The following is a 16,320-nucleotide window of genomic DNA, read 5'->3' as shown; positions in this document are numbered from 1 at the left end:
GCGGGAGGCGGGTCAGACCCTGGTCGGCCGCAGCGGCCGGCCGACGCCGCGCGTCCGCGCCGGCACCCGCTGCGGCAGTGCGTACGGCTGGCTGCCGTACCAGACCGTCGCCACCGCGAACCCGAAGGCCAGGCACAGCATGCCGCCCACCGCGTCGAGCCAGAAGTGATTGGCCGTGGCGACGATCACCACCAGCGTCAGCGCCGGGTACAGCAGTCCCAGCACCCGCACCCAGGGGATCGTCGCCAGGGCGAAGATCGTCAGGCCGCACCAGAGGGACCAGCCGATGTGCATCGACGGCATCGCCGCGTACTGGTTGGACATGTGCTTCAGGTCGCCGGACGCCATCGACCCCCAGGTCTGGTGGACCATGACCGTGTCGATGAAGTCGCCGCCGTTCATCAGCCGCGGGGGCGCCAGCGGATACAGGTAGTAGCCGACCAGTGCGACAGCGGTCGTCGCGAACAGCACCAGGCGGGTGGCCGCGTAACGGCCGGGATGGCGACGGTACAGCCACACGAGCACACCCAGCGTGACCACGAAGTGGAGCGTCGCGTAGTAGTAGTTCATGCCGATGATCAGCCAAGTCACCGAGTTCACGGCGTGGTTGACGGACTGCTCGACGGCGATGCCCAGCTGCTGCTCGGCCTTCCAGATCCAGTCGGCGTTGCGCAGGGCCTCGGCCTTCTGCTCGGGCACGGCGTTGCGGACGAGCGAGTACGTCCAGTAACTCACCGCGATCAGCAGGATCTCGAACCAGAAGCGGGGCCGGCGCGGGGTGCGCAGCCGGTGCAGGGGACCCGGCCCCGTCTCGGCCGCGACGGGGTGCGGAATGGCCGCTTCCCGGCCTTCCGGCGTCGTCACGGTCGTGTCACCCATAGGCACAAAGTCTGCCAGAAAAGCCCTGTCCCACCGATCATCCTCCGGTCTGGTCCGGACCGCATGTTCTACGGCGGAACGACCCCTTCCCCTCCTACCGGCGCAGGGCGCGCGGGCGTGGCTCTCCACCCTGAGGACGAGACGGACGATTCAGGAGCGACCAGCTGATTCAGGAGCGTCCGCGGTCCCCGCGGTCCCCGGGTGCCGAAGCGGTCGAACCGCGCACCACCAGTTCCGGCATGAACACGAACTCGCTGTGCGGAGCGGGCGTCCCGCCGATCTCCTCCAGCAGCGTGCGCACCGCCGCCTGGCCCATCGCCGGGACCGGCTTGCGGATCGTGGTCAGCGGCGGGTCCGTGAAGGCGATCAGCGGGGAGTCGTCGAAGCCGACCACGGAGATGTCCTTCGGGACGTCCAGGCCGCGCTGCCGCGCCGCCCGGATCGCGCCCAGCGCCATCATGTCGCTGGCGCACACCACGGCCGTGCAGTCCCGCTCGATCAGGGCGGTGGCGGCGGCCTGCCCGCCCTCCAGCGTGTACAGGGAGTGCTGCACCAGCTCCGACTCGACGGCCTCGGCGCCCAGGCCCAACTGGTCCTGCATGGCCCGTACGAAGCCCTCGATCTTGCGCTGCACCGGCACGAACCGCTTCGGCCCCAGGGCCAGCCCGATCCGCGTGTGCCCCAGGGACGCCAGGTGCGTGACCGCCAGGGTCATCGCGGCGCGGTCGTCGGGGGAGATGAACGGCGCCTGCACCTTCGGCGAGAAGCCGTCGACCAGGACGTAGGGCACGCCCTGCGCGCGCAGCCGGTCGTAGCGCTGCATGTCGGCGGTGGTGTCCGCGTGCAGCCCGGAGACGTAGATGATGCCGGCGACGCCGCGGTCCACGAGCATCTCGGTCAGCTCGTCCTCGGTCGAGCCGCCCGGGGTCTGGGTGGCCAGCACCGGCGTGTAGCCCTGCCGCGTCAGCGCCTGGCCGATGACCTGCGCCAGGGCCGGGAAGATCGGGTTCTCCAGCTCCGGGGTGATCAGGCCGACCAGGCCCTCGCTGCGCTGCCGCAGCCGCACCGGGCGTTCGTAGCCCAGCACGTCGAGCGCGGCCAGCACGGACTGGCGGGTGGTGGCGGCGACGCCCGGCTTCCCGTTGAGGACGCGGCTGACGGTCGCTTCGCTCACCCCCGCCTGCAAAGCGATGTCCGCAAGCCGTGTGGTCACAGCACCGGACTGTAGCGGCCGGACTTCTGCTTGCACACCGACGGGACGCCGGGCACGGGCCGGCGCGCGGCCCGCTGCGGGTTGCTTGGTCATCGCGGTCCCTTGAGTCGAGTCGGTGTCCGCTCCGCAACGGATGATTCCCCCGGCGGAAACGGATGGCAAGTGCTTGCAGAGTCTTGCACAGCTGTCCGACTCCCCGTCGAACAGCCGGAAATCAAGGCCTCAGGGCGATCGAGGGGAGGTCACGGCGGCATAACCATCCGCACCTCTTGCAACTTTTTGCTGCAAGGTCTTTCGCAAGTCGTTGAAGCGCGGCTAATCTCACCGACGCCCGGCGGCCAACGGCGCAGTCGGCAGCACGAAACGGGCTTCACCCTCAAGGAGAACTCATGCGGCGTGGCATAGCGGCCACCGCGCTGGTGGCGTCCCTCGCCCTGGCGGCGACGGCCTGCGGCGGAAGCGACAGCGGCGACGAGGCCGGCGGCCCGGTCACCATCACCTGGTGGGACACCTCCAACGCGACCAACGAGGCGCCGGCGTACCAGGCCCTGGTCAAGGAGTTCGAGGCCGCCCACAAGGACATCAAGGTCAACTACGTCAACGTCCCCTTCGACCAGGCGCAGAACAAGTTCGACACCGCCGCCGGTTCCAAGGGCGCCCCCGACGTGCTGCGCTCCGAGGTCGGCTGGACCCCCGCCTTCGCCAAGAAGGGCTTCTTCGCGCCGCTGGACGGCACCGAGGCCCTCGCCGAGCAGGACAAGTTCCAGCCCAGCCTGATCGAGCAGGCCAAGTACGAGGGCAAGACCTACGGCGTCCCCTTCACCACGGACACCCTCGCCCTCGTCTACAACAAGGCCCTGTTCGAGAAGGCCGGCGTCGAGGCCCCCAAGACCTGGGACGACCTGAAGAAGGCCGCCGCCACCATCAAGGACAAGACCGGCGTCGACGGCTACTGGGGTTCCACCCAGGCCTACTACGCCCAGACCTTCCTCTACGGCGAGGGCACCGACACCGTCGACGTCGACGCCAAGAAGATCACCGTCACCTCGCCCGCCGCCAAGAAGGCCTACGGCACCTGGCAGAGCCTGTTCAAGGGCAAGGGCCTGCACAAGGCCGACACCACCGCCGACGCCTACGCCCACATCCAGGAGGCGTTCGTCAGCGGCAAGGTCGCCGCAATCATCCAGGGCCCCTGGGAGATCACGAACTTCTACAAGGGCTCGGCCTTCAAGGACAAGAACAACCTCGGCATCGCCACCGTCCCGGCCGGCTCCACCGGCAAGGCGGGCGCCCCGACCGGCGGCCACAACCTCTCGGTGTACGCGGGCTCGGACAAGGCCCACCAGGAGGCCTCGCTGAAGTTCGTGAAGTTCATGACCTCGGCCAAGGCCCAGGAGACCATCGCGCTGAAGAACTCCACGCTCCCCACGCGCGAGGACGCCTACACCGCCAAGGTCAAGGCCGACCCCGGCATCGCCGGCTTCCAGAGTGTGCTGCCCGCGGCCCAGCCGCGCCCGGCCCTGCCCGAGTACAGCTCCCTGTGGACCCCGCTCGACGACGAGCTGCTGAAGATCGCGGGCGGCAAGGAGTCCCTCGACCAGGGCCTCGGCAACGCCGAGACCGCCATCGCCAAGCTGGTGCCGGACTACAGCAAGTGACCGCCGAGTGGCCGCCGGACCCCAGGTCGAGGGGGAGGGGATCCGGCGGCCACCGGCCCGCGCCTGCGCCCGGGGCCGGGCAGCCCTCCTTGACCTCCTTGAACTTCCAGAAGGTGTCGAACCATGACAGTCGCCATCGATCGAGCGACCGGCAAGCGGCGCGGTGAGCGGGAACCACGGCCCGGCCCGGTGCAGCGGCTGAGGAACGGCCTGAACAAGCACTGGTACGCCTACGCGATGGTCGCCCCGGTGGCGATCGTCCTCGGCGTCCTCGTGCTGTACCCGCTGGGATACGGCCTGTACCTCACCCTCACCGACGCCACCAGCCTGAACACCGCGCGCACGATCGGCGTCAACGAGATCGACGCCACCTACAAGTTCATCGGCCTGGACAACTACGCCGACATCCTGTGGGGCCCGACGTCCTACGACCGCTTCTGGTCGCACTTCCTGTGGACGATCTTCTGGACGGCGGCCTGCGTCACCCTGCACTACGGCATCGGCCTCGGCCTCGCCCTGCTGCTCAACCAGAAGCTGCGCGGCCGCACCCTCTACCGCATGATCCTGGTGCTGCCCTGGGCGGTGCCGACCTTCGTCACCGTCTTCGGCTGGCGGTTCATGCTCGCCGACGGCGGCATCATCAACAGCTTCCTGGAACTCCTGCACCTGCCGACGCCGTCGTGGCTGGAGGACACCTTCTGGCAGCGGTTCTCCGCGATCATGGTCAACACCTGGTGCGGCGTGCCGTTCATGATGGTCTCGCTCCTCGGCGGCCTGCAGTCGATCGACGCGAGCCTCTACGAGGCCTCCGAGATGGACGGCGCGAGCGCCTGGCAGCGCTTCCGCTACGTGACCCTGCCCGGCCTGCGGTCGGTCAGCACCACGGTCGTCCTGCTCGGCGTCATCTGGACGTTCAACCAGTTCGCCATCATCTTCCTGCTGTTCGGCAACACCGCCCCCGACGCGCAGATCCTCGTGACCTGGGCCTACCACCTGGGCTTCGGGCAGCAGCCGCGCGACTACGCCCAGTCCGCCGCCTACGGGATCCTGCTGCTGTCCCTCCTGATCGTCTTCACCTCCTTCTACCGCCGCTGGCTGAACCGCAACGACCAGCAGCTCGCGATCTGAGGCAGGAGTCCGAAATGAGTACGACCACCGTCGAGACCCCCGCCCCGTCGACCGAGCGGCGCGCCGCGAAGGCCCCCGGCCGGACGCGCCGGCGCGGCGAGCAGAGCCGCCCGGCCACCCTCGCCTCGCACGCCGTGCTGATCGTCGCGAGCCTGACCGCGCTCTTCCCGGTCGCCTGGCTGTTCTTCCTGTCCCTCGGACCGGACAAGGACGACTACCTCCACCCCGGGCGCATCTGGGGCAAGATGACGTTCGACAACTACGCGTTCGTCCTCCAGGACACCAGCTTCTTCGACTGGCTGAAGAGCACGCTGGTCGTGGTGCTGGGCACGACGCTGATCGGCGTCGTCGTCGCCGCGTCCACCGGTTACGCGGTCTCCCGCATGCGGTTCCCGGGCTACCGGAAGCTGATGTGGGTGCTGCTCGTCACCCAGATGTTCCCGATCGCGGTACTGATCGTCCCGATGTACCAGATCCTGTCGGACCTGCGGCTCATCGACAGCTACCTTGGTCTCATCCTTGTCAACTGCACCACGATCGTGCCGTACTGCGCCTGGCTGATGAAGGGCTATTTCGACACCATCCCGTTCGAGATCGACGAGGCCGGGCGCGTCGACGGGCTGACCCCCTTCGGCACGTTCGCGCGGCTCATCCTGCCGCTCGCCAAGCCGGGACTCGCGGTCGCGGCCTTCTACAGCTTCCTCACGGCCTTCGGGGAGGTCGCGTTCGCCTCGACGTTCCTGCTGAGCGACGACAAGTACACCTTCGCCGTCGGACTGCAGACGTTCGTCAGCGAGCACGACGCGCAGCGGAACCTGATGGCCGCGACGGCTGTGCTGATCGCGATACCGGCCGCCCTCTTCTTCTACCTCGTGCAGAAGAACCTGGTGACCGGGTTGACCGCCGGCGGCACGAAGGGGTGACCGGTGCCCTCCGGGGCGCCGCCGAACGGCACGTCACAAGCCCGAGGCGGCCGCGGTGCCCATCCGACCCCGCTGTGCCGCGGCCGCCTCGTCACCACGACCCACGTCCCACATGACCACACCTCTGTTACGCATCAAGGACGACATGAGCCAGCACTCAGCTGCACCTGCCCCCACCCCCGCCTCCGCCGTGGCCGTCGCCAAGCGTCGCGACTGGTGGCGGGACGCGGTGATCTACCAGGTGTACCCGCGCAGCTTCGCCGACAGCAACGGCGACGGCATGGGCGACCTGGAGGGTGTCCGCACCCGTCTGCCGTACCTGCGCGACCTCGGCGTGGACGCCGTGTGGCTCAGCCCCTTCTACGCCTCGCCGCAGGCCGACGCCGGCTACGACGTCGCCGACTACCGGGCCGTCGACCCCATGTTCGGCAACCTCCTGGACGCCGACGCGCTGATCCGCGACGCCCACGAGCTGGGTCTGAGGATCATCGTCGACCTCGTGCCCAACCACTCCTCGGACCAGCACGAGTGGTTCAAGCGGGCCGTCGCCGAGGGCCCGGGCTCGCCGCTGCGGGACCGCTACCACTTCCGCCCCGGCAAGGGGGAGAACGGCGAGCTGCCGCCCAACGACTGGGAGTCGATCTTCGGCGGTCCGGCCTGGACCCGCGTCCCGGACGGGGAGTGGTACCTGCACCTCTTCGCCCCCGAGCAGCCGGACTTCAACTGGGAGCACCCGGCGGTCGGCGACGAGTTCCGCTCCATCCTGCGCTTCTGGCTGGACATGGGCGTCGACGGCTTCCGCATCGATGTCGCCCATGGGCTGGTGAAGGCGGAGGGGCTGCCCGACCTTGGATCCCATGACCAGGTGAAGCTGCTGGGCAACGATGTCATGCCGTTCTTCGACCAGGACGGTGTGCACGAGATCTACCGGCAGTGGCGGCTCATCCTCGACGAGTACGCGGGGGAGCGGATCTTCGTCGCGGAGGCATGGACGCCGACCATCGAGCGGACCGCGAACTACGTCCGCCCCGACGAGCTGCACCAGGCCTTCAACTTCCAGTACCTGAGCACCCACTGGGACGCGGCCGAGATGCGCGAGGTCATCGACCGCACCCTGGAGGCCATGCGCCCGGTCGGCGCCCCCGCCACCTGGGTGCTGTCCAACCACGACGTGACCCGGCACGCCACCCGGTTCGCCAACCCGCCCGGCCTCGGCACCCAGATCCGCCTGGCCGGCGACCGGGAGCTGGGCCTGCGCAGGGCCCGGGCCGCGACCCTGCTGATGCTGGCGCTGCCCGGCTCGGCCTACGTCTACCAGGGCGAGGAGCTGGGCCTGCCCGACGTCGTCGACCTGCCCGACGAGGTGCGCCAGGACCCGGCGTACTTCCGCGGCGCGGGCCAGGACGGCTTCCGCGACGGCTGCCGGGTGCCGATCCCCTGGACCAGGACCGGGCCGTCGTACGGCTTCGGCGACGGGGGCAGCTGGCTGCCGCAGCCGGAGGGGTGGGGTGAGTTGAGCGTCGAGGCGCAGACCGGCGTGCCCGGCTCGACACTGGAGCTGTACCGGGCCGCGCTCGCCGTGCGCCGGGAGCAGCCCGACCTCGGCGCGGGCAGCTCCGTGGAGTGGCTGCGGGCGCCCGAGGGCGTGCTGGCCTTCCGGCGCGGGGAGTTCGTGTGCGTCGCGAACACCACGGGGGAGTCGGTGGCGATGCCGGCGTACGGCCGGGTGCTGGTCGCGAGCGGCGAGATCGTCCTGGTCGACGACGAGGCGAAGGTGCCCGGCGACACCACGGTGTGGTGGACCACCGCGACCGACGCCTGATGTCCGACGCGAGACGTCCGACGCCAGACGTCCGACGCCTGATTTTCCTTTGAATTCCGTACGGCCCGCTGCCCTTTCGGGCGGCGGGCCTTTACCATCTGCGTCACCGCAAGGTTTCTGAACCTTGCAGCAAGAGCCTTCAACGAAGAAGGAAACCCCACATGGCACGCAGACACCTCTCCGCCGCCGTCGCGCTTGCCGCGGCCGCGGTTGTCATGAACCCGACCGGTGCACAGGCCTCCCCACCTGGCACCAAGGACGTCACCGCCGTCCTCTTCGAGTGGAAGTTCGCCTCCGTCGCCCGGGAGTGCACCACCACCCTCGGCCCCGCCGGCTACGGCTACGTCCAGGTCTCCCCGCCCGCCGAGCACATACAGGGCCCGCAGTGGTGGACCTCGTACCAGCCGGTCAGCTACAAGATCGCCGGCCGGCTCGGGGACCGCGCGGCCTTCCAGAACATGGTGAACACCTGCCACGCGGCCGGGGTGAAGGTCGTCGTCGACACGGTCGTCAACCACATGTCGGCGGGCAGCGGCACCGGCACCGGCGGCTCGTCGTACACGAAGTACGACTACCCGGGCCTGTACTCGTCCTTCGACTTCGACGACTGCACGAGCCGGATCGGCAACAACTACCAGGACCGCTGGAACGTCCAGCACTGCGAACTGGTCGGCCTCGCCGACCTCGACACCGGCGAGAACTACGTCCGCGGCGCCATCGCCGGGTACATGAACGACCTGCTCTCCCTCGGCGTCGACGGCTTCCGCATCGACGCGGCCAAGCACATGGACGCCGCCGACCTCGCGAACATCAAATCCCGGCTGAGCAATCCGTCGGTGTACTGGAAGCAGGAGGTCATCTTCGGCGCCGGCGAGGCCGTCCAGCCCACCGAGTACACCGGCAACGGCGACGTCCAGGAGTTCCGCTACGCCTACGACCTCAAGCGGGTCTTCACGAGCGAGAACCTCGCGTACCTGAAGAACTACGGCGAGGGCTGGGGCTATCTGAGCAGCGGCGTCTCGGGCGTCTTCGTCGACAACCACGACACCGAGCGCAACGGCTCCACGCTCAGCTACAAGGACAACGCCACCTACACCCTGGCCAACGTCTTCATGCTGGCCTGGCCCTACGGCGCCCCGGACATCAACTCCGGCTACGAGTTCACCGACCACGACGCCGGCCCGCCCAACGGCGGCCAGGTCAACGCCTGCTGGCAGGACGGCTGGAAGTGCCAGCACAACTGGCCGGAGATCAAGTCCATGGTCGCCTTCCGCAACGCCACGCGGGGTGAGCCGGTCACCGACTGGTGGGACAACGGCGGCGACGCCATCGCCTTCGGCCGGGGGAGCAAGGGCTTCGTGGCCGTCAACCACGAGTCCGGCACCCTGACCCGGACCTACCGGACCTCGCTGCCCGCCGGGACGTACTGCGACGTGCAGAGCAACTCGCCGGTGACGGTGAACGCGAGCGGGCAGTTCACGGCGACCCTGGGCTCGGACACGGCCCTGGCGATCCACGCGGGGAAGGCCAACTGCTAGCCGCTGTCGCCCGGTTGCGGTTCGGACGGGATGGCCGCTTCCGGTGGGATTGACGCTTCCGGAACGCTGCCCTACGTTCCCTCCCCAAATGGCAACTCCCTGAACGATGTTCATCATCTCGAACCATCGCCCCTCGGAACACCGAGGGGCGACCGCATTTCACCGGGAGCGCTCCCATGACGGGACGGAAGACGCTGCGCAGGCTCAGAACGTGGACGGTCACGTCCCTCGCGGTCCTGCTGACGACCGCCGGGATCACCGCGGGCGCCCCACCCGCCGAGGTGGCCGCGTCGGCCACCGTCGACGGCTCCACCCGGCACCAGCCCATCGACGGCTTCGGCATCTCCGAGCACTTCGGCCGGGCCGAGATCATGCGGGGCTCGCAGGGCCTTCCCCCGGACCGCCAACGCGAGATCCTCGACCTGCTGTTCAGCAGGGACACCGGCGCCGGACTCAGCATCCTGCGCCTCGGCATCGACTCGGGCATCCAGCCCACCGACCCCGGCGGGCCGGACGCGACCCCCAAGTACGTGTGGGACCGCGACGACAAGGGCCAGGTATGGCTCGCCCAGCAGGCCAAGGCGTACGGCGTCACCCGCTTCTACGCCGACGCCTGGAGCGCGCCGGGCTACATGAAGACCAACGGCACCGACGCGAACGGCGGCACCCTGTGCGGCCTGGCCGGTGCCGGCTGCGCGAGCGGCGACTGGCGCAGGGCGTACGCGAACTACCTCGTCCAGTACGCCAAGTTCTACGCGCGGGAGGGCATCCGCGTCACCGACCTCGGATTCGTCAACGAGCCCGACTACACCGCCACCTACGACTCCATGCGGCTCACTCCGGCGCAGGCGGCCGAGTTCGCCAAGGTCTTCGGGCCGGTGGCGAGGGCGGGCGGGTACAAGGTGGTCTGCTGCGACTCCTTCGGCTGGAACCAGCAGAAGAACTACACCAGCGCGATCGAGGCCGACGCCACGGCCCGGGGCTACGTCGACACCCACGCCGGCCACACCTACGCCAGTCCCGTCGACGGCCCGCTGCCCACGCGGAAGCGGACCTGGATGTCGGAGTGGTCGCCCAACGGCACCACCTGGAACGAGGCCTGGGACGACGGCAGCGGCTACGACGGGTTCACCGTCGCCTCCGCCGTGCACGACGCCCTGACCAAGGGCAACACCAGCGGCTACGTCTACTGGTACGGCGCCTCGGTCGGCGCCACCCGGGGTCTGATCCAGATGGACGGGGAGAACTACCACGTCTCCAAGCGCCTGTGGGCGCTGGCGAACTACAGCCGCTTCGTCCGCCCCGGAGCCACCCGGATCGGGGCCTCCGCCTCCGACGGCGACCTCAGGCTGTCCGCGTTCCGCGACACCGACGGGTCCGTGACGGTCGTGGCGCTCAACGCGGCCACCGCCGCCACCCCGGTGTCGTTCAGTCTGCGGAACATCGGGTTCAGCAACGGCACGGCGACCCCGTACGTCACCAACGGCTCCCGGAGCATGGCCCGGCAGGCGGCCGTGCCGGTCACCGGGGGCGCGCTGCGGGCCACGGTCCCGGCCCGCTCGCTCGTCACCTACACCATCAAGCGGTAGGCGTTGCTGAAATTTCTTACCAGCGGTTTCAGGACTCTTGCTGTAAGCGTTTCGGCGGCGATACGGTCGCGCGGGGTCGGACCCACCAGAGCCGTATCGCAAGGAGTCCACGTCAGTGATACCGAGATGGCGTGCGCCCTCAAGGCGCCGAACCGCCCGTGCCGGACGGGTCGCCGCGGTCACCGCCACCGCGTTGGCCGCAGCACTCGTCCAGCCGCTCGCCGCCGGGGCCGCCACCCCGCCGGCGCCTCCGTCCGACGCCCGGCTGGCCGCCGAGCCCGCCCGTCACGACGCCACCCGTGAGCAGTTCTACTTCGTCCTGCCGGATCGTTTCGCCAACGGCGACCCGCGCAACGACAGGGGCGGGCTCACCGGCTCCCGACTCGCCACCGGCTACGACCCCACCGACAAGGGCTTCTACCAGGGCGGCGACCTCAAGGGCCTGACCAAGAGGCTCGACTACATCAAGGGCCTCGGCACCACCGCGCTGTGGATGGCCCCGATCTTCAAGAACCAGCCCGTGCAGGGCACCGGCGCGAACGCCTCCGCCGGCTACCACGGCTACTGGATCACCGACTTCACCCAGGTCGACCCGCACTTCGGCACGAACAAGGACCTCGAGACCCTCATCGACAAGGCCCACGACAAGGGCATGAAGGTCTTCTTCGACGTCATCACCAACCACACGGCGGACGTCGTCGACTACGAGGAGAAGTCCTACGACTACCTCTCCAAGGGCGCCTTCCCGTACCTGACGAAGGACGGGAGGCCGTTCGACGACGCCGACTACGCGGACGGGAAGCGGGACTTCCCCGAGGTCGACCGCGACTCCTTCCCGCGCACGCCCGAGGTGACCCGGAACAACAAGGTGCCGTCGTGGCTCAACGACCCGACGATGTACCACAACCGGGGCGACTCCACCTTCGCCGGTGAGAGTTCCACGCACGGCGACTTCTCCGGGCTCGACGACCTGTGGACCGAGCGGCCCGAGGTCGTCAGCGGCATGGAGAAGATCTACCAGCGCTGGGTCAGGGACTTCGACATCGACGGCTTCCGGATCGACACCGTGAAGCACGTCAACATGGAGTTCTGGACCCAGTGGGCGACGGCCCTGGACGCCTACGCGGCCAAGCGCGGCCGGGACGACTTCTTCATGTTCGGCGAGGTCTACTCGGCCGACACGAACGTCACCGCCCCCTACGTCACCCAGGGCCGGCTCGACGCCACGCTCGACTTCCCCTTCCAGGAGGCGGCCCGCCAGTACGTCTCGCAGGGCGGCAGCGCGCAGAGACTCGCGGGCGTCTTCGGCGACGACTACAAGTACACGACCGGCAGGGCCAACGCGTACGAGCAGGTCACCTTCCTCGGCAACCACGACATGGGCCGCATCGGGTACTTCCTGAACCAGGACAACCCCAAGGCCTCCGACGCCGAGCTGCTGAAGAAGGACCGGCTCGCCAACGAGCTGATGTTCCTCAGCCGCGGCAACCCCGTCGTCTACTACGGCGACGAGCAGGGCTTCACCGGCGCGGGCGGCGACAAGGACGCCCGGCAGAGCATGTTCGCCTCGCGCACCGCCGACTACCTCGACGACGACCGGATCGGCACCGACCGCACCCACGCCGAGGACGCCTACGACACGAGCGCACCGCTCTACCGGCAGATCAGGGCCCTCGCCCAGCTCCGCAAGGCCCATCCGGCCCTCACCGACGGCGTCCAGCAGGAGCGGTACGCGGCCGACGGGCCGGGCGTCTACGCCTTCTCCCGCACGGACGCGAAGAGCGGCACCGAGTACGTCGTCGCCTTCAACAACGCCGCCGACGAGAAGACCGCGACCTTCCCGACCGGCTCGGCCGGCATGGCCTTCCGCGGCGTCTACGGCACCGACGCCTCCCTCAAGAGCGACGGCGACAAGAAGCTCACGGTCACCGTCCCGGCCGGCTCGGCGATCGTCCTCAAGGCAGCCGGCCGACTCGCTAAGCCCGCCACCGCTCCGACGCTCACCCTGAAGGCCCCGGCCGCCGGCGCCACCGGCACCGTGGAGGTCTCCGCGGACGTCGACGGCGGTCAGCTGAACCGCGTCGTCTTCGCGGCCCAGGTCGGCAACGGCAGGTGGGAGACCCTCGGCTCCGCCGACCACGCCCCCTACAAGGTCACCCACACCCTCGGCAAGGACGTGGCGCCCGGCACGGCCCTGCGCTACAAGGCCGTCGTGATCGACTCGGCCGGCCGCACCGCGAGCGCCCTGGCCTCCTCCACCACCGGCACCCCGCCCGCCACCGAGCCGCCCACCGCGTCCTCCCGCGACTACGCGATCGTCCACTACAAGCGCGCGGACGGCGACTACGCCGACTGGGGCCTGTACGCCTGGGGCGACCTCGCCGAGGGCGAGGCCACCGAATGGCCGAAGAGCCACCCCTTCACCGGCCGGGACGCCTACGGCGCCTTCGCCTGGGTCAAGCTCAAGCCCGGCGCCTCGAACGTCGGCTTCCTCGTCATCGACAAGGACGGCACCAAGGACGTCGCCACCGACCGCACGATCGACGTCACCAAGACCGGCGAGATCTGGATCGAGCAGGGCAAGGAGACCGTCACCACCGAACGGCCCGAGTACCCGGCGCCCGACAAGAGCAAGGCCGTCCTGCACTACCACCGGGCCGACGGGAACTACGACGGCTGGGGCCTGCACGTCTGGACCGGCGCCGCGAACCCCACCGACTGGTCGAACCCCCTCAAGCCGGTCAAGACTGATGCCTATGGCGCAGTCTTCGAGGTGCCGCTCACCGAGGGTGCCACCAGCCTCAGCTACATCATCCACAAGGGCGACGAGAAGGACCTGCCCACCGACCAGTCGCTCGACCTCAAGGCGAACGGCCACGAGGTGTGGCTGGTGAGCGGCCGGGAGAAGTACCTGCTGCCGCAGCCCGCGGGCAGTGCCGCCGCGCTCGACCTGACCACCTCCAAGGCGGTCTGGATCGACCGGAACACCCTCGCCTGGAACGGCTCCGACGCCGCCGCCTCCACCCAGCTGCTGTACTCCCGCGACGGCTCGATCAAGGTCGAGGACGGCGCCCTGACCGGCGACGCGAAGTGGCTGCGCCTGTCGAAGGGCGAGCTGACCGACGCGCAGAAGGCGAAGTTCCCGCACCTGAAGGACCACGCCGCCTGGACCGTCGACCCGCGCGACCGCGACCGGGTCCGCGAGGCCCTGCGCGGCCAGGTCGTCGCCACCCAGCACGCGGCCAACGGGGCCGTTCTCGCGGCGACCGGCGTGCAGATCGCCGGCGTCCTCGACGACCTCTACTCCGGCGCGACGAAGGCCGACCTGGGTCCGACGTTCGACAAGGGCCGCCCCACCCTGTCCGTGTGGGCGCCGACCGCGCAGTCCGTGTCCCTGGAGATCGGCGACCGCACGGTCCCGATGGCACGCGACTCCGCCACCGGCGTCTGGTCCGTCACCGGCCCCGCCTCCTGGCGGAACAAGCCCTACCGCTACGTCGTGAAGGTCTGGGCGCCCAGCGTCCGCGAGGTCGTCACCAACAAGGTCACCGACCCCTACGCCCTCGCCCTCACCGCCGACTCCGCGCGCGGCCTCGTCGTCGACCTGGCCGACAAGGCCCTCAAGCCCGCCGGCTGGTCGACGTACACCAAGCCGAAGGCCGTACCGCTGCGGGACGCCCAGATCCAGGAGCTGCACATCCGGGACTTCTCCGTCGAGGACCGCACGGCGAAGCACCCCGGCACGTACCTCGCCTTCACCGACAAGGACAGCGACGGCAGCAAGCACCTGCGCGAGCTGGCGAAGGCGGGCACCTCGTACGTGCACCTGCTGCCCGCCTTCGACATCGCCACCATCCCGGAGCGCAAGGCCGACCAGGCCGAGGTCGACTGCGACCTCGCCTCCTACCCCGCCGACTCCGACAAGCAGCAGGAGTGCGTCGGCAAGGTCGCCGCGAAGGACGCCTACAACTGGGGCTACGACCCGTACCACTACACGGTCCCCGAGGGCTCCTACGCCACCGACCCGGACGGCACGGCCCGCACGGTCGAGTTCCGCGAGATGGTGAAGGCCCTCAACGACGACGGCCTGCGGGTCGTCATGGACGTCGTCTACAACCACACCGCGGCCAGCGGCCAGGAGAGGACCAGCGTCCTCGACCGGATCGTGCCCGGCTACTACCAGCGGCTCCTCGCCGACGGCTCGGTCGCGAACAGCACCTGCTGCGCCAACACCGCCACCGAGAACGCCATGATGGGCAAGCTCGTCGTCGACTCGGTCGTCACCTGGGCCAAGCAGTACAAGGTCGACGGCTTCCGCTTCGACCTCATGGGCCACCACCCGAAGGCCAACATCCTCGCGGTCAGGAAGGCCCTCGACGCCCTCACCCTCGAAAAGGACGGCGTCGACGGCGAGAAGATCATCCTGTACGGCGAGGGCTGGAACTTCGGCGAGGTCGCCGACGACGCCCGGTTCGTCCAGGCCACGCAGCAGAACATGGCCGGCACCGGCATCGCCACCTTCTCCGACCGGGCCCGCGACGCCGTGCGCGGCGGCGGCCCCTTCGACGAGGACCCCGGCGTCCAGGGCTTCGCCTCCGGCCTCTACACCGAACCCAACTCCTCGGAGAACAACGGCACTCCCGCCGAGCAGAAGGCCCGCCTGCTGCACTACCAGGACCTCATCAAGGTCGGCCTCTCCGGCAACCTCGCCGGCTACCGGTTCACCGACACCGCAGGCAAGGAGGTCAAGGGCTCCGACGTCGACTACAACGGCGCCCCCGCCGGCTACGCCGACGCCCCCGGCGACGCCCTCGCCTACGCCGACGCGCACGACAACGAGTCCCTGTTCGACGCGCTCGCCTTCAAACTGCCCGCGTCGGTGAGCGCGGACGACCGGGCCCGGATGCAGGTCCTGGCCATGGCGACCGCCACCCTCTCCCAGGGCCCGGCCCTCTCCCAGGCGGGCACCGACCTGCTCCGCTCCAAGTCCCTCGACCGCAACTCCTACGACAGCGGCGACTGGTTCAACGCCGTCCACTGGGACTGCCGGGACGGCAACGGCTTCGGCCGCGGACTGCCCATGGCGGCCGACAACGCCGACAAGTGGCCCTACGCCGAACCCCTGCTGAGCACGATCAGGGTGGGCTGCGAGCAGATCGAGGGCGCCTCGGCCGCCTACCGCGACCTGCTGCGGATCCGCAGCACCGAGCAGGACTTCTCCCTCGGCACGGCCGCGCGGGTGCAGTCCCGGCTCTCCTTCCCGCTGTCCGGCAAGGACGAGACACCCGGCGTGATCACCATGCGGCTCGGTGACCTCGTCGTCGTCTTCAACGCCACCCCGCAGCGGCAGGAGCAGCGCGTCCCCGCACTCGCCGGGACCGGCTACCGCCTGCACCCGGTGCAGGCGGCGGGGGCGGACCCTACCGTCAAGTCCTCCTCGTACGCGGCGGAATCGGGCACGTTCGCCGTTCCGGGCCGCACGGTCGCCGTCTTCACCCGAGCCGCCGGATAGCCGCACTACGTTGGGTGGGGCGGGCCGTGTCCACGGTCTGCCCCACCCCCAGGGGTCC

At 69.6% G+C, this 16,320-nt stretch carries 9 protein-coding genes; 7 read left to right on the top strand and 2 right to left on the bottom strand.

All coding sequences use genetic code 11. The features are described 5' to 3' along the window. Positions 1-12 precede the first annotated feature (12 nt). A complete protein-coding gene (locus tag C1703_RS10630) occupies positions 13-879 on the bottom strand; it encodes a phosphatase PAP2 family protein (protein ID WP_114251752.1) in 867 nt (288 codons plus the stop codon). 169 nt (positions 880-1,048) lie between these two features. Further along, on the bottom strand, positions 1,049-2,092 hold the full coding sequence (locus C1703_RS10625; RefSeq protein ID WP_114251750.1) for a LacI family DNA-binding transcriptional regulator: 1,044 nt from the start codon (positions 2,090-2,092) through the stop codon (positions 1,049-1,051). A gap of 389 nt (positions 2,093-2,481) precedes the next feature. Between C1703_RS10625 and C1703_RS10620 the strand changes: the two genes are divergently transcribed. The 7 genes from C1703_RS10620 to pulA all read left to right on the top strand — a co-directional run bounded on the left by C1703_RS10620 (position 2,482) and on the right by pulA (position 16,262). After that, a complete protein-coding gene (locus C1703_RS10620; RefSeq protein ID WP_114251748.1) occupies positions 2,482-3,750 on the top strand; it encodes an extracellular solute-binding protein in 1,269 nt (422 codons plus the stop codon). Positions 3,751-3,873: 123 nt separating this feature from the next. After that, the gene (locus C1703_RS10615) at positions 3,874-4,878 is read left to right on the top strand and encodes a sugar ABC transporter permease (protein ID WP_114251746.1); all 1,005 of its coding nucleotides are present in this window, start codon (positions 3,874-3,876) and stop codon (positions 4,876-4,878) included. Between the two features lie 14 nt (positions 4,879-4,892). Continuing rightward, positions 4,893-5,801, top strand: a complete 909-nt coding sequence (locus tag C1703_RS10610; protein ID WP_114251744.1) for a carbohydrate ABC transporter permease — start codon at positions 4,893-4,895, stop codon at positions 5,799-5,801. A 145-nt stretch (positions 5,802-5,946) separates the two neighbouring features. Beyond that, positions 5,947-7,623, top strand: coding sequence for a glycoside hydrolase family 13 protein (locus C1703_RS10605; RefSeq protein ID WP_114251742.1), 1,677 nt, complete (start codon positions 5,947-5,949; stop codon positions 7,621-7,623). A gap of 161 nt (positions 7,624-7,784) precedes the next feature. Further along, a complete protein-coding gene (locus tag C1703_RS10600; RefSeq protein WP_114251740.1) occupies positions 7,785-9,161 on the top strand; it encodes an alpha-amylase family protein in 1,377 nt (458 codons plus the stop codon). A 176-nt stretch (positions 9,162-9,337) separates the two neighbouring features. Further along, positions 9,338-10,750 carry a glycoside hydrolase gene (locus C1703_RS10595; protein ID WP_114251738.1) on the top strand — a complete coding sequence of 471 codons (1,413 nt, stop codon included), beginning with the start codon at positions 9,338-9,340 and terminating at the stop codon, positions 10,748-10,750. Positions 10,751-10,865: 115 nt separating this feature from the next. Next, positions 10,866-16,262 (top strand): pullulanase-type alpha-1,6-glucosidase, encoded by a 5,397-nt coding sequence (gene pulA / locus C1703_RS10590; protein WP_114251736.1) that lies wholly within the window; start codon positions 10,866-10,868, stop codon positions 16,260-16,262. Positions 16,263-16,320: the final 58 nt, after the last annotated feature.

This window comes from Streptomyces sp. Go-475 (genome assembly GCF_003330845.1).
Lineage (GTDB): Bacteria > Actinomycetota > Actinomycetes > Streptomycetales > Streptomycetaceae > Streptomyces.
The sequence above is the reverse complement of the archived record's forward strand: the minus strand, read 5'-3'. Positions and strand labels throughout refer to the sequence as shown.